General features: G+C 69.1%; 13 protein-coding genes. 5 read left to right on the top strand and 8 right to left on the bottom strand.

Features of this window, described 5'->3' with window-relative positions; all coding sequences use genetic code 11:
* Positions 1–1,276 (top strand): acetyl-CoA hydrolase/transferase family protein (locus FE811_RS22165; protein WP_219848920.1); only part of this gene is annotated, 1,276 nt, incomplete at its 5' end.
* Positions 1,273–2,091 (top strand): thioesterase family protein, encoded by an 819-nt coding sequence (locus FE811_RS22170; RefSeq protein ID WP_072464292.1) that lies wholly within the window; start codon positions 1,273–1,275, stop codon positions 2,089–2,091. The genes FE811_RS22165 and FE811_RS22170, both read left to right, overlap by 4 nt.
* Before the next feature lie 14 nt (positions 2,092–2,105).
* On the opposite strand, the gene FE811_RS22175 is transcribed toward FE811_RS22170, so the two are convergent.
* The gene (locus FE811_RS22175; RefSeq protein ID WP_116220604.1) at positions 2,106–3,575 is read right to left on the bottom strand and encodes an aldehyde dehydrogenase; all 1,470 of its coding nucleotides are present in this window, start codon (positions 3,573–3,575) and stop codon (positions 2,106–2,108) included.
* 20 nt (positions 3,576–3,595) lie between these two features.
* A complete protein-coding gene (locus FE811_RS22180) occupies positions 3,596–4,666 on the bottom strand; it encodes a zinc-binding dehydrogenase (protein WP_116220603.1) in 1,071 nt (356 codons plus the stop codon).
* A 319-nt stretch (positions 4,667–4,985) separates the two neighbouring features.
* Here FE811_RS22180 and FE811_RS22185 point away from each other — a divergent pair, with 319 nt between their 5' ends.
* Positions 4,986–5,981 (top strand): LysR family transcriptional regulator, encoded by a 996-nt coding sequence (locus FE811_RS22185; protein WP_036760585.1) that lies wholly within the window; start codon positions 4,986–4,988, stop codon positions 5,979–5,981.
* Between the two features lie 27 nt (positions 5,982–6,008).
* Here the strand turns inward: FE811_RS22185 and FE811_RS22190 are convergent, their stop codons facing one another.
* Both FE811_RS22190 and FE811_RS22195 read right to left on the bottom strand, forming a co-directional pair.
* Positions 6,009–7,163, bottom strand: a complete 1,155-nt coding sequence (locus FE811_RS22190; RefSeq protein WP_116220602.1) for a CaiB/BaiF CoA-transferase family protein — start codon at positions 7,161–7,163, stop codon at positions 6,009–6,011.
* A 205-nt stretch (positions 7,164–7,368) separates the two neighbouring features.
* A complete protein-coding gene (locus tag FE811_RS22195) occupies positions 7,369–8,292 on the bottom strand; it encodes an alpha/beta hydrolase (RefSeq protein WP_116220601.1) in 924 nt (307 codons plus the stop codon).
* Positions 8,293–8,455: 163 nt separating this feature from the next.
* Between FE811_RS22195 and FE811_RS22200 the strand changes: the two genes are divergently transcribed.
* Entirely contained in the window at positions 8,456–9,349 is an 894-nt protein-coding gene (locus FE811_RS22200) for a LysR family transcriptional regulator (RefSeq protein ID WP_114536029.1), read from the top strand.
* Positions 9,350–9,367: 18 nt separating this feature from the next.
* On the opposite strand, the gene FE811_RS22205 is transcribed toward FE811_RS22200, so the two are convergent.
* From FE811_RS22205 to FE811_RS22215, 3 genes are read right to left on the bottom strand one after another with little or no spacing between them, the layout of a single operon-like run.
* On the bottom strand, positions 9,368–10,138 hold the full coding sequence (locus FE811_RS22205; RefSeq protein ID WP_116221657.1) for an SDR family NAD(P)-dependent oxidoreductase: 771 nt from the start codon (positions 10,136–10,138) through the stop codon (positions 9,368–9,370).
* A gap of 27 nt (positions 10,139–10,165) precedes the next feature.
* Positions 10,166–10,606 carry a nuclear transport factor 2 family protein gene (locus FE811_RS22210; RefSeq protein ID WP_116220600.1) on the bottom strand — a complete coding sequence of 147 codons (441 nt, stop codon included), beginning with the start codon at positions 10,604–10,606 and terminating at the stop codon, positions 10,166–10,168.
* Between the two features lie 32 nt (positions 10,607–10,638).
* Positions 10,639–12,036: an MmgE/PrpD family protein gene (locus FE811_RS22215; RefSeq protein ID WP_116220599.1), complete on the bottom strand. Its 1,398-nt coding sequence runs from the start codon at positions 12,034–12,036 to the stop codon at positions 10,639–10,641.
* A 231-nt stretch (positions 12,037–12,267) separates the two neighbouring features.
* Here FE811_RS22215 and dctP point away from each other — a divergent pair, with 231 nt between their 5' ends.
* A complete protein-coding gene (gene dctP / locus FE811_RS22220; protein WP_166435377.1) occupies positions 12,268–13,341 on the top strand; it encodes a TRAP transporter substrate-binding protein DctP in 1,074 nt (357 codons plus the stop codon).
* Between the two features lie 172 nt (positions 13,342–13,513).
* On the opposite strand, the gene FE811_RS22225 is transcribed toward dctP, so the two are convergent.
* Positions 13,514–14,973, bottom strand: a 1,460-nt coding sequence (locus FE811_RS22225; protein WP_140848840.1) for an aldehyde dehydrogenase family protein, incomplete at its 5' end; no start/stop codon positions are given.

Consider the following 14,973-nt stretch of genomic DNA (forward strand, 5'->3'; position numbering starts at 1 on the left):
CGCGGGCGCCCCGGCATGCCGGGGCGCCGTCATGGAGAAAGCCATGCCCACCGATCCCGACCTGTCCCGCATCATCCGTCCGGGCGATTGCCTGATCTGGGGCCAGTCCCATGCCGAGCCGCGCCGCCTGATCCGCATGCTGGCCGAGCAGCGCGGCCGGCTGGGCGGGGTGCGGGTCTTTCTGGGCATCGGCCTGTCCGGCCTGCTCGGGCCCGAACATGCCGACCATATCGACTTCCTGGCCTATTGCGCCAGCGGCACCAACCGCGCGCTGATGCAGGCCGGGGTGCTGGACATCCTGCCGGTGCATTACTCGCGCCTGCCGCAGCTGCTGCGGGCCGACGTGGCGATGCTGCAGGTCTCGCCCCCCGACGCGCGCGGCCGCTACAGCCTGGGCATGGCGCGGGAATACCTGACCGCGCCCCTGTCCCGCGCCCGCGCCATCATCGCCGAGGTCAACCCGGACGTGCCCTGGACCTTCGGCGGCCCCTACCTGACCCGCGACGATTTCGCGCTGCTGGTGGACAGCGACGCGCCCCTGCCCGACGCCCCCGCCCGCATCGGCCCGGTCGAGACCGCCATCGGCCGCCATGTCGCCACGCTGGTCGAGGACGGCGCCACCCTGCAAACCGGCATCGGCGCGATCCCCGACGCGGCGCTGGCGCAACTGGGCGACCGCCGCGACCTGGGCATCCACAGCGGCAGCCTGGGCGACGGCGTGGCCGCCCTGCAGCAGGCGGGCGTGATCACCAACAGCCGCAAGCCGATAGACCCCGGCGTCACCGTGGGCGGCGTGCTGATGGGCGGCCCCGCCCTGCGCCGGCTGGCGCACCTGAACCCGCAGATCGAGCTGCGCGGCACCGAATACACCCATGATCCAAAGGTGCTGGGCCGGCTCGACCGCTTCGTGGCGCTGAACTCGGCGGTCGAGGTGGACCTGACCGGCCAGGTCAACAGCGAGGTCGCGGGCGGGCGCTATGTCGGCGCGGTGGGCGGCATCATCGACTTCCTGCGCGCCGCCGGCGCCAGTCCGGGCGGCGTGCCGATCATCGCCCTGCCCTCGACGGCGGGCGCGCACAGCCGCATCGTCGCCCGGCTTTCAGGCCCGGCCTCGGTGCCGCGGGCGGAATCCTGCGTGATCGTCACCGAACACGGCGTGGCCGACCTGCGCGGCCTGTCCTTGCGCCAGCGGGTTGACCGCATGATCGCCATCGCCCATCCCGATCACCGCGAGGCGCTGGCCCGCGAGGCGCATGAGAAAGGACCATGGGGATGAGCGAGTTCGGCATCCCGACGCTGCACAGCCGCGTCGAAAGCTGGGAATGCGACTTCAACGACCATTGGAACGCGCGTTTCTATGGCCGCAGCTTCCAGCTGGCGCTGGAGACGATCCCGACCCTGCCCGGCGTCACCGACCTGGGCGAGGCCCCGCCGCTGACCCGCTATATCCGCTTTCACCGCGAGCTTTTCGTCGGCGCCGGGGTCGAGGTCCGCTCGGCCCGGCTGGCGGACGGCGCCCATGCCGGCGCGATCCTGCACCGGCTGTCCAGCCTGGGCCAGCTGGCGGCGACGGCGCTGGACATCGGCGGCATCGCCGTGCGGGGCCTCTTGCCGGACGTCCCGGCCAGCGCCGCGCGCCTGGCCCTGCCCCGCGGCCTGGCCGGTCGCGACGACGCCCGCTGGGACAGCGAGCGCGGCGCCACCCTGGCCGAGACCGGGCCGATCCGCCCCTGGGAACTGGACCATCGCGGCCGGCTGCTGTTCGAGGAGCTGGTGCGCCGCGTCGCGCTGGCCTCGCATTTCCATGTCGGCCAGCTGGGCTTTACCGACGAATTGCGGCGCGAGACCGGCATCAGCCGCATGGCGGTCGAGACCCGCGTGACGCAGATCTCCGATGCGGCCGCCGGCACGCCCGTCCGCATCCGCTCGCGCGTGTCGCAGGTGGGGGCGAAATTCTTCACCGTCACCCATTCGGTCGAAACCCATGCCGGCCAGAAGCTCGCCTTCGTCGAGCACAGCATGGTCACGGTGGACCTGAACGCCCGCCGCGCCATCCCGGTGCCGGAGTTCCTGCGCCGGCTGGAGCTGTAGCGCGCCGGCCCGGCCTAGGCGGGCTCGTCCAGCACGATGGTCTTGCTTTCCAGGAAGGCGGCCAGCCCCTCGGGCCCGCCCTCGCGGCCGATGCCCGACTGCCGGAAGCCGCCGAAGCCGATCGAGAAATCCGTGCGCGGCCCGTTGTGGCCCACCGTGCCCGAGCGGATCTGCCGCGCCACCCGCAGCGCCCGGTCGCGGTCGTTGGTGAAGACCGCGCCGTTCAGGCCGAAGATGGTGTCATTGGCGGTGCGGATCGCCTCGGCCTCGTCCTCGACCGCGATCACGCCCAGAACCGGGCCGAAGATCTCTTCGCGCGCGATGGTCATGTCGTTCGAGACATTGCCGAAGACCGTCGGCTCGAAGAAGAACCCCCGGTTCAGATGCGACGGCCGCCGGCCGCCGGTGGCAAGCCGCGCGCCCTCGGCCAGGCCCTGCGCCACATAGCGCTCCACCGTGTCGCGCTGGCGCGCAAGCGCAAGCGGCCCCGAGGTGGTCGCCGCGTCGAAGGGATCGCCCAGCACGATCCCTTGCGCCACCGCCGACAGCGCCTCGACCATCGCGTCATGTTTCGCGCGCGGCACGATGATCCGCGTCAGGCTGTGGCAGACCTGCCCGGTCAGGTAGCCGAAGAAGAACCCACCCAGCGTATTCGCCGCCGTCTCGATGTCGTAATCGTCCAGCACCACGGCGGGCGACTTGCCGCCCAGTTCCAGCGTGACCCGCGCGATGCGTTCGCCCGCGGCCGAGGCGATGCGCCGGCCGGCCGCCGTCGAGCCGGTGAAGGTGATCTTGTCCACGCCGGGGTCGCGCACCAGTTCCTCGGATTCGGCGCGGTCGGCGGTCAGGATGTTCACCACGCCCGGCGGCAGCCCGATCTCGTCGCAGATCTCGGCGAAAAGATAGGCCGAGCAGGGCGCCTCGGGCGCCGATTTGACGATGACCGTGCAGCCGGCCAGCAGCGCCGGCGCGACCTTGTAGGCCAGAAGGCCCGCCGGTCCGTTCCAGGGGATGATGACGGCGGTGACGCCCACCGGCTCTTGCACGCGCAGGCCCCTGTGGCCGGTCTGCGCGCGCTGCTCGACCTCGAAGGGATAGGTCGCGGCCATGGCGGCGTATTGGCGGAACGCGCCGCTGATGAACAGGCCGATGCGCGGCTGCGCGACCCTGTAGACGACGCCGGACTCGATGCTCCAGATCCGGGCGAAATCGTCGTTCATCGCCTCCAGCCGCTCGGCCAGCCTTTCCAGGAAGGGCGCGCGCTCGGCCGGGGTCATGCGCGGCCAGGGACCTTGGTCGAAGGCCGCGCGCGCCGCCTGCACGGCACGGCGCATATCCGCGGATTCGGCACGGGCGACGGTGGCCGCGACCTCTTCCGTCGCGCAATCCAGCACGTCGAACGTGCCGGTCCCGGCCGGTTCGACCCATTCGCCGCCGATATAGAACCTGCCGGGATGCTTCAGTTCGATGCGCCGCGCCGTCATGGCCGTTTCCCCCCTTTGCTTCAGAACAGGAAGACGCCCTTGCCGCCGGCCTGCTTGTTGAAATCCTCATAGGCCTGGGCGGCCTGGTCCAGCTTCCATTCGTCGGTGAAAAGCCTGTCCACCTCGACGCCGTGGTCGGCGATGAACCAGGCGCAATCCTTCATGCCTACCTCGGAGAAGGTGTAGGAGCCGATCACCGTGCGCTGCTTGCCGATCAGGTCCTTCATCCCGTCCACGTTCAGGTTGCCGCCCACCGCGACCAGCGCGATCTTGCCCCAGACCCTGGTCGAGCGCACGGCCTGCTGCTTGGGCACCTCGCCCCCGGCGCAATCCATGGCACAGGAGACGCCCTTGCCGCGGGTCAGCTTGCGGATTTCCTCGACCGGATCCAGCTTGCTGGCGTCGATCACATGCGCCGCGCCGAAGTTCCGCGCATTGGCCACCCGCTGGGCGTTGATGTCGACGCCGATCACCTCGACCCCCATGGCGGCGGCAAGCTGCACCGCCGACAGCCCGACCGGGCCCAGGCCAAAGACCGCCAGCGTGTCGCGCGCGCTGATGTCCAGCCGCAGCAGCGCGCCATAGGCGGTGCCGGTGCCGCATGTCACCGCCGCGCCGCCCTTGAAGGATAGGTCGGACGGCAGATGCACCAGCGAACTGGCCGGCACCTTGATGTAATCGGCATGGCCGCCGTGCTTGATGACGCCATGCGGCGCCGCCCCCTGGTCGCAAAGCTGGGTCCAGCCGCTGCGGCAATGGTCGCAATGCGTGCAGCCCTCGTAATGGAACACCATCACCCGGTCGCCGGGCTTGAAGGTCTTGGCATCCACCCCCGCGCCGACCTCGGCGATCACGCCGCAGGGCTCGTGCCCGCCGATGATCGGGGCATCGGGGTCGATGCCGCGCGACGCCAGATCCTTGAAGCCCAGCATCTTGATGACCTCGGCCATGCCGTGGCGATAGAAATGCAGGTCGCTGCCGCACATGCCCGAGGCCTTCATCTGGACCACCACCTCGCCGGGGCCGGGCGTCGGGTCGTCGAAATTCAGCAACTCGACCTTGTTGTCACCTTGAAAGACCATGCCGCGCATAGGATTCCCCCTCCGATCCGGCGGCAAGATCGCCGCGCCTCGTGCCGTCTCCGGCCGCCGCGGCCGGATGCGCCTTGTTGATAACCCCCTATCCGTCCGAGCGAGAAGCCTTATCGAAAACGGCAGGCCCTAGACATGGCATCGCTTTTTCCTATGGCCGCCCCCGTCCCAGGCCGGTCGCGGAAAACCCTTTGACAATAATGCGGCCATGCCGCGAAAATGGCGGGCAGGGAGCAGGATCGACGATCAGGCGGGCCGACTTGCCGAATGTTCAAGGGAAAGCCTATGGCCCCGATCCGCCGTCCAAGGGGGAGTATTCGTGAGCAGAGCCACCCGCGCGCAGGCGCCGGACATCGACATCAAGCATGTCTATTATTTCCTGATGCTGGCCAAGCACGGCTCCATCTCCAAGGCGGCCAATGCGCTGGGGTTGGCGCAGCCGTCGCTGTCGGAACATGTCGCGCGGCTGGAGGCGCGGCTGAACACCAAGCTCGCCATCCGCGGCCCGCGCGGCGTCACCCTGACCGAGGCCGGCCGCTTCCTGGCGCGCGAGGGGCACAAGCTGGTCGACGTGGCGCGCGCCCTGACCGACAGCCTGCGCGAGATGAGCGACGAATTGCAGGGCACGGTCTCGATCGGGCTGCCGCCTTCGCTGAGCCTGCTGGTCAGCATCCCGCTGGCCGAGACCATGCGGCTCGAGGCGCCCGGCATCCGGCTGCACCTGACCGAGGGGCTGTCGGGCCATATCCTCGACTGGATCGAGCAGGAGCAGCTGGACATGGGCTTCGTCTACACCATGCCGCCCAGCACCGGCTTTCAGACCGATGCGATCCTGGAGGAAGAGATCTTCGTCGTGGCGGCCGAGGACAATGTCCCGGTCGAGCCGGACGAGGACGGCGGCTATTCCATCCCCGCCTCGCAGCTGGGCGAGCTGCCGCTGGTCATGCCCGGCCTGCCCCACAGCGCCCGCCACGCCATCGAGCGCTTTGCCCGCGCCCATGGGCTGAACCTCAACGTCATCGTCGAGATCGACTCGCTGTCGCAGATCATCGAGATGGTCAGCCGCGCCAGCGCCTTCAGCATCCTGCCCCATGCCCCGGTCGCCAAGCTGGTCGAGGAAGGCAAGCTGGTGCTGATCCGCATCAAGGATCCCGGCTTCAACCGCACCGTCTACCTGACGCGCAAGCGCAGCCGGGCGGTGTCGATGGTCAGCCTGACGGTGGAAAAGACCGTGCTGAAGATCATCGAGGAGATGGTCGAACGCTACGGCCTGCGCGCCCGCTTCATCGCCAACGAGAAACCCGGCCGGAAGTGACCGGCCGGATCGATCGCGGCCCGCGCCTCAGGCGACGGCGCCGCTGTCGCGCAGCGCCACGATTTCCGGGCCCGAAAAGCCCCAGTCCGCCAGGATCGCGTCGCTGTGTTCGCCCGGACGCGCAGGCGGGCACTGGATGGCGCCGGGGGTGCGGCTGAAGCGCGGCGCCGGGGCGGGCTGGATCACCCCGTCCACCTCGACGAAGGTGTGGCGGGCACGCAGATGCGGATGCGCCGGCGCCTCGTGCAGCGACAGGACCGGGGCAATGCAGACCTCGCGCCCCTCGGCCAGCGCCACCCATTCGTCGCGGGTGCGGCTGCGGAAGGCCTCGGCGAATTTCTCGCGGATCAGCGGCCAGCCTTCCTTGTCGTGCTGGTCGGGCAGGCCGGCATCCTCAAGGCCCAGCAGCTTGACCGCGTTGCGATAAAACCGCGTCTCGTTGGCGCCGATACCGATATGCTTGCCGTCCGCCGTCTCATAGACGTTGTAGAAGGGCGCGCCGGAATCCAGCCGGTTCGCCCCGCGCTCATCCGTCCAGTAGCCCATGGCGAGCGCGCCGTAGATCAGCGTCATCAGCGAGGCCGAGCCGTCCACCATCGCCGCATCGACCACCTGCCCCCGCCCCGAGCCCCTGGCCTCGAGCAGCGCGCCAAGCACGCCCATCACCAGGTAAAGCGAGCCGCCGCCGAAATCGCCGGCCAGGTTCAGCGGGATGACCGGCGGGCCGCCGGCCTGCCCCACCGAATGCAGCACGCCGGTCAGGGCGATATAGTTGATGTCGTGGCCCGGCTCGCGCGCCAGCGGGCCGTCCTGCCCCCAGCCGGTCATGCGGCCATAGACCAGGCGCGGATTGGCGGCCTGGCATTCCTCGGGGCCCAGCCCCAGCCGCTCGGCGACACCGGGCCGGAACCCCTCGATCAGCGCATCGGCACCGCGCACCAGCCGCAGCACGGTCTCGACCGCCTTGGGGTTCTTCAGGTCCAGGGCCAGGCTGCGGCGGCCGCGGTTGAGCAGATGCAGCCGCGGATCGCCCGGCAGGCCGCCGTCGCCGGCCTCGGCGCGGTCGATGCGGATGACCTCGGCCCCCATGTCGGCCAGCAGCAGCGCGGCGAAGGGCACCGGGCCGACCCCGCCCAGCTCGATGATCCTGATGCCCGCCAGCGGGCCTTTTGCCTTGCTCATGCCTTCCTCCTCGTGATGGGCGCCGGACGGGGCGCAAGCGAAAGCGGCGGACGATCCCGTCGCCGCCGCTTCCGAACCAGCCTTGCCGTGGCTCTTTTCCGTTCTGCCGGACGCGCCGCCTTGGGGCGGAAATTAGGCCCGCCGCGCCCGCCATCCAACTCGTGGATTTCGAAGCCGCATTTCGGTCTTGCCGAAGCGGCCCCTGCTAGAGGTTCTCGGCGAAGAAGGTCTTGAGCTGCGCCATGGCCTTCCCGACCGGCTCGGGCTGGTCATAGAGGTCGTAATGAGTGGCGCCGGGCACGACCAGGATGTTCTTCCTGGCCGAGCGCGCCTTGTCGAACAGCTCGAACCCGTCGCGATAGGAACCGAAGGCACCGGCCTGGCCGCCGCCGACGATGATCTGCAAGGGCTGGGTCAGCAGCTGGTCCGCCAGATGGAACGCATCGAAGCCGAAGCCGGCCTGCGTGCTGACCACGTTGAGCCTGTTCGGCGAGCCGGGCTGCCGGCCGCGCTGGGTGGTGTAGTAGTCCACCGCCTCGACCACATCGACATCCTTGATGCCCGTGGCTTCCAGCTCCTCCTGCGAGCGCGGGATATAGCTGGTGATCGCCGGCTCGGCCCCGCGCGCCTCGGCGGTGCGCTGCGCGCAGATGCCCTCCAGCGCCTTGATGGCCGCGTCGGGGCTGAGATCGCCCTCGCGCGAGATCCGGCCGTAATTGGCGCCGACGACGGTGGCGACGGCCTTGAAGCGGCGTTCGGTCATCGCGGCATTGACCGCATAGCCGCCGCCGCCGCAGATGCCCAGGACGCCGATGCGGTCGGCATCGACGAAATCCTGCGCCACCAGGTAGTCGACCGCGCAGCGGAAATCCTCGACGCGGGTGGCCGGGTCTTCCAGGTATCGCCCAGGCCCACCGCTTGCGCCCTGGGTCGAGGCGTCGAAGGCCAGGCAGACATAGCCCAGCTCGGCCAGTTTCGCGGCATAGATCGCCGCGGTCTGTTCCTTGCACGAGCTGATCGGATGGGCGACGATAATGGCCGGGTATTTCCCGCCCTCGTCGAACCCTTCGGGAAGATGCAGGTCGGCGGCCACGTCCCAGGTCTTGTTCCTGAAGCTCACGGATTTCATGGTTCGGTTCTCCTCTTTGCCGCTTTCGGGCGGGGTGGGATCAAGGATAGGTCTTGAAGATGGGGCGGACCGGCTGGGCCGCCGCGATGACCGGAATATAGCCAAGCCGGCTTCTTGCGATTAGATGGGGCAATCGGAATACGGCCATTAGCGGGTCTTATGAATGAACACCGAGGATCTTCGCGACCTGAACGCCTTCGTCGCCGCCGCCGAAGAGGGCAACTTCACCCGCGCCGCCGCGCGGCTGGGGGTGTCGCAATCGGCGCTGAGCCAGACGATCCGCAATCTCGAGGAACGCACCGGCGTGCGCCTGTTCAACCGCACCACCCGCAACGTCTCGCTGACCGAGGCGGGCGAGCGGCTGCTGAAAAGCGTCCACCCCGCCCTGGCCGAGATCGAGCAGGGTTTCGCCCAGCTTGGCAGCCTGCGGGACAAGCCCGCCGGCACGATCCGCATCTCGGCCGACGAATATGCCATCGACAGCGTGCTATGGCCGCTGTTGCAGCCCTTCCTGCGCAAATATCCCGACATCGCGCTGGAGCTGACCACGGATTACGGGCGCGGCGACATCATCGGCCAGCGCCAGGACGCCGGCGTCCGCCGCGGCCGGCTGGTGTCGCAGGACATGATCGCGCTGCGCATCGGGCCGGACGTGCCCATGGCGGTGGTGGCGACGCCCGAACGGGTGGCCGCGGGCAAGGCGCCCGCCCGGCCGCAGGATCTGGCGGGGCAGGATTGCATCAACCTGCGGCTGCCGACGCATGGCGAGATCTTCCCGTGGCATTTCACCGTGGATGGCAAGGACATGCATGTCACCATTTCCGGGCGGCAGGTCTTTACCTCGATCGCGCTGGTGCGCGCGGCCTGCCTGGCGGGGTTCGGCTATGCCTACCTGCCCCTGGGCTATGTGGACGCGCATCTGCGCGACGGGCGGCTGGTCGAGGTGCTGGCCGATTGCCGAAAGACCTTCGAGGGCTATCACCTCTATTATCCCAGCCGCCGCCAGCAGCCCCCGGCGCTGGCGGCGCTGATCGAGGAATTGCGCGGCCGCGCCTGAAGCGGCCGCGCAGGGCGCTCAGCGGGCGACGTAGCCGCCATCGACCGGCAGCGCCACGCCCGTCACATAAGAGGCATCGTCCGACAGAAGCCACAGCGCGGCATGGGCGATCTCTTCGGGCTGGGCCAGGCGACCCAGCGGGACGGCGGCCATGATGCGGGCCAGGTTGGCCTCCTTGCCGGCCTCGTCCACGTTGCGGTTCATGAAGAAGGGCAGCATCGGCGTCTCGACCGGGCCGGGGCAGACCGCGTTCACCCGGATGCGGTCGGCGGCAAAGCGCTGCGCCAGCGACTGGGTAAAGCCGACGATGCCGAACTTCACCGCCGAATAGACCGGGCTCATCATCGAGCCGACCAGCCCGCCGACCGACGAGGTGAAGAGGATCGCACCCCCGCCCGCGGCGCGCATATGCGGCGCGACCTCGCCTGCGCAGACCAGGGCCGAGGTCAGGTTCAGCGCCACGGAAAAGTCGTATTGCTCCAGGTCGATGCCCTCGACCTCGGTCGGGCCGGGCGTCCCGGCATGGGACCACAGCGTGTCTATGCCGCCCAGGGCTTCGGCCGCCTCGGCGATGATGCGGCTGCATTCCTCGGGGCGGGACAGGTCGGCGACGATGCCTGTCGCCTTGCCGCCCTCTGCCTCGATCCCGGCCACGACCTCGGCCGTGGCCTCGGCGTTCACGTCCACCACCGCGACGCTGGCGCCGTTCTGCGCGAAAAGCCGGGCGCCGGCCCGGCCCATGCCCGAGGCGCCCGCCGTCACCACGGCGCGTTTTCCCTGCATTCTCATGATCGCTTCCATCCCTTGCCGCGGGGATCAGCCCCGGATGTTTTCCTTGAAGACCGGGCTGGCCGAGACGAAGCTTTCGAACTTCAGCGACCGGACCTTCCAACCCGCGCCGGTGCGGGCAAAGCTGAAGGCGTAGCCCCCCGACAGAAGCTGGTGGATGCCGTCCGCGGTCAGCCGGAAATAGGTCACGTCGGTCTTGGCCGCGGCCTTGTCGCCGTCCACCTCGATCACCGGGTTGGTGATGTGGTGGTGGCATTGCGGCACCTCGCGCCAGACCTTCTGCACCAGTTGCCGGATGCCCTCGATGCCATGCCCCTCGCCGCGGGGCAGCAGATAGTCGCCGTCCTCGGCCCAGATGCTCATGAAGGTCGGTTCGTCCTTCCTGTCGATGCCGTGGCAGTATTTCGCCATCAGGGTCTTGATGTCCTCGATGTCGAGCAGGCGTTGCAGCTTGTCCTCGGCCGTCATTCCTTCCTCCTCCTGGATGTGGCAGCCGCGGCTCAGGCAGCGGGCGTGCCGTTCAGAACCTGCGCAAGCCTGCGGGCGTCGCTTGCGTCGTCCCAGAGCGCGGCGGCCAGCGCGCCGCCGCTGGGGAAGCGGCCCAGATGCGCCAGCCCGTCGCCCTTGGCGATGATCTGCGCGACGCTCAGCGGCTTGCGGGCCGTTCCCACGCTGTCCACCACCAGGGCCGAGCGCGTGCCGCCATCGGCAAGGCGCATCGTCACGCGCGAGGCGAACTGGCGCGGGTAATATTCCCGCTCGATCTCGGCATCGACCTGGAAGCGGACCTTGGCGACCAGCGACAGGATGCGCGGATCGTCCAGGAATTCCTCGCCATAGGCGTCGTAGCGGGTCGGGCCGTAGGCCAGGGTCGCCGCGACGATATAGGGGCAGCTGTATTGCGCGGTCATGGTCGATTCGGCCCGCGTCATGTGCTGTTCGGCGACCAGGCGCGGGCCCTGGATCAGGATCTCGGCGATGCTCTCGGTGGGGACGGTGAAATCATCCGTCACCTCGCGCAGGGCGTCGATGGTCGAATGGAACAGCCGGCAGCAGGAATAGGGCTTGAGGCTGATGACATGGATCTGCTTCTCGCCCGGCTCGACCGCTTGCAGCGGGCCGCCGAACAGGCCGGCCACGCCATAGGCGCCCTCGGCCGCCTGCAGGGGCGCGGTCACGGCCGAAAGTTCGGCGAAATCCGCGGCCAGCACGCCGTTGCGCGCGCCCAGCCCGGCATGGACGCGCTTGACCTCGCCCCCCGTCGGCTCGGCCGAGAACTGCATCGAGCCGCAGGCCTGCGACAGCGCATGGCCCCATGCCTGCAGCAGCATGTCAGGCGTGACCTCCTGCCCGCGCGCATAGGCCCGCAGGGCGACCGCCGCGGTCGCCGCCCCGAACGAGCCGAAGACCGAGGTCGGGTGAAAGCCGCGATGCACCGTCTCGAGCCCGCCGGCGCAGCCGCCGATCAGCGCCATCGCCTCGTAGCCGGCGATGGCGGCGCGGAACAGGTCGGCCTGCGAGGCGCCGGTCTCCGCCCCCACCGCCAGCGCCGCGGGAATGATGACGCAGCCGGGATGGCTGGTGGTGACGTCATGGGTGTCGTCCAGCTCATAGGCGTGGCCGGCCGTGCCATGCACCAGCGCCGCGACCGAGGGATCGGCGGTCCAGTCGGCGCCCAGCACCATGCTGGGCCCGGTCCCGGCAAAACGCCGCGACCATTCCGAGACCTGCCGCACCGCCGGCCGGGTGATCCCCCACAGCGAGACGATGAACCCGTCCAGGAACAGCCGGCGCATCGCCTCGGTATCCTCGGCACTCGGCATGGCATTGGCCAGGGCCGCGACATGCGTGGCCAGCCGCAGCGTCAGGCCAGCCGCGTTCGGCGCATCCTGCTTCATCTCGGGTCTCCTCCGTCCAGCGAACCGGCGGCGCGACCGGGCGCCGCCTTGCCCGCCCATGGTCGTGCTTCCCCGGCTTTCGGGCCACCGCAAAAACGCGCGCCCCTCTCTATGGCCCATGCAGGCTCGCCCTATGGCCGGGGCGAAAAGCGTTGCCCGGAGGGGATCAGGGGAGGACATTCCCCAGCCATGAAGTCGCCGATCCGACAACGGCGACAGGGAGGAAACCTCATGACAAAGGCATCATCAGCGCGGCGGGCCGACAGGCACAAGAGCCAAGGCAGACCGCCCGTCCTGCGCCGTCTGCTGTCCGGCGCGCTGCTGGCGGCGGCCGCGGCGACGCCCGCGCTGGCCCAGGACAAGATCGAGCTGAAGGTCGCGCATCTGTTCTCGAACGAGCTTTACCTCTGGGCCGAGGGCGGCAAGAAGATGGTCGACGCGGTCGAGAAGGCCACGGACGGCCAGGTCAGCTTCACCGTCTATCCCTCGGGCCAGCTGGGCAAGGATACGCTGGCCGCGCTGCAATCCGGGCTGGCGGACATCGCCATCGTCATTCCCGCCTATAACGCGCAGAAGCTGCCGCTTTCGTCGGTGGCCGAGCTGCCCGGCCTTTACGCCGATTCCTGCGAGGCCAGCGCCAGCATGTCGGCCATCGCCGCGCCGGACGGGGTGCTGGGCCAGGCCGAATACGACCCCCAGGGCGTGCGGCTGCTGTTTGCCAATGTCCAGCCGGGCTACAACCTGTTCATGGGCAAGACCGATCCGCAGAACCTCGAGGCGATCAAGGGCAAGAAGATCCGCGCCGTCGGCAATTCCGGGGTCAGGACCATCTCGGCCCTGGGGGCGGTGCCGGTGCAGATCACCGTATCGGAAGTCTACGATTCGCTCAGCCGCGGGACGATCGACGGCGCGCTCTACAACTATATCGGGCTTCCCGACTACGATCTGCCGGACCTGCTGAAATATTCCGTCCAGGGCCCGCGTTTCGGCGGCACCGCCATCATCTATGCCATGCGGAACGAGACCTGGGACAAGCTGCCCCCCGAGGTGCAGCAGCATTTCACCGAAGCCGCGGCCAAGGCGCGCGAGAACCTCTGCACCTGGCAGCAGGAAAACACGCTTTCCATCCGCGAGGACATCGTGGCCGGCAAGGGCCATACCGTCGTCACCCTGTCGCCCGAGGAAAACGCCCGCTGGGAAGCCCCCTTCCCCGGCGTGATCGACGCCTGGCTGGGCGACATGTCCTCGGCCGGCAAGGACGGGCAGGCCATCCTGGACGCCTATCGCGGCAAGGCGGCCGAATAGGCGCGATCCGCGGCAGGACACCGGCCCGGTTCCTGGGCCGGCGACGGATCATCCCGTTGCCGGCCCTTTGCCCTGTCCTTGCCGCCCTGCCGCCCGGTGCGCTGCAGGGGTCGCGCCGCAAACGGACGATCCCGCCGCAAAGGATGCGGCGGGATCGTTTCCTTGCCGGCGGTCAGAAGCGGACCTGGACCGACTTGCTTTCCGTATAGGCCAGCACCGATTCCGCGCCGAATTCGCGGCCGAGGCCGGATTGCTTGAAGCCGCCGAAGGGCATCACCGGGTCGGTCTCGCCGAAGGTGTTGACCCAGATGCGCCCGGCCTTCATCGCCCGCGCGACCTTGTGCGCGCGCGAGATGTCGCGGCTCCAGACCGCCGCCGCCAGGCCATAGCTGGTGTCGTTGGCCTTGAAGATCGCGTCGTCCTCGTCCTTGAAGGGGATCAGCGAGACGACGGGGCCGAAGATCTCCTCGCGCGCGATCTTCATGCCGTTGGTGACGCCGGCGAAAACCGTGGGCCTGACGAAGAAGCCGGGGCCTTCGACGCGGTCGCCGCCGGTGCGCAGCTCGGCCCCTTCGGCGTTGCCGGCATCGACATAGGACATCACCCGGTCGAGCTGCCTGGCCGAGATCACCGGGCCAAGCTTGGTTTCCGGGTCGAAGGGGTCGCCGACCTTCTGGCCCGAGGCGATCTCGACGATGCGCCCGGCCACCTCGTCATGGATGCCTTCCTGCACGAAGACCCGCGTCCCGGCCGAACAGACCTGCCCCGAATTGCGGGTAAAGCCGTTGACCGCCGCGACCACCGCCTTGTCCAGGTCGGCATCGGCGAAGATGATGTTCGGCGACTTGCCGCCCAGCTCCAGCGTCACCCGCTTCATCGTCTCGATCGAGGCTTGCAGGATCTGCTTGCCGACCACGGTCGAGCCGGTGAAGGCGACCTTGTCCACCTCCGGGTGCCCCGAGATCGCCGCGCCCACGGTCGAGCCATAGCCCGTCACCACGTTCAGCACCCCCGGCGGCAGGTCGGTGTCCTGGATCAGCTCGGCCATGCGCAGGGTGCTGAGCGAGGCCAGCTCGGACGGCTTCAGCACCACGGTATTGCCGCAGGCCAGCGCGGTGGCGATCTTCAGCGCCGCCATCAGGCTGGGCACGTTCCAGGGGATGATCTGGCCGCAGACCCCGACCGGGTCGCGCAGGGTGAAGATGAACATCGAGGCATCGGTGGGCGTGGTGGTGCCGAAGATCTTGGAACACCAGCCGGCGTAATAGCGGAAGGTGTCGCCCACCATGGCGATCACCGCATTGCTGAACCAGGTCGGCATGCCGTTGTCCAGCGTCTCCAGCGCCGCAAGCTCGGCGGCGTGCCGGTCGATGGCCTCGGCCATCTTCAGCAGCATCCGCGTGCGCAGATGCGGCGAGATGCCCGACCAGGTCGGCGCCTCGAAGGCGCGGCGGGCGGCGCGCACGGCGACATCCACGTCGCCCGCATCCGCCTCGGAGATCCTGGCCAGCAGCTTGCCGGTGGTCGGGTTCAGGCTTTCCAGCGTCCTGCCGGATTGCGCCTCGACCCATTGGCCGTCGATCAGGTTGCGTTTCGGCCCCGCGGCCGCCCAGTCCCGCGCGGTTTCCCGTC

Origin of the sequence: Paracoccus sp. FO-3, from assembly GCF_006386455.1 — a bacterium.
GTDB classification, from domain to species: domain Bacteria; phylum Pseudomonadota; class Alphaproteobacteria; order Rhodobacterales; family Rhodobacteraceae; genus Paracoccus; species Paracoccus versutus.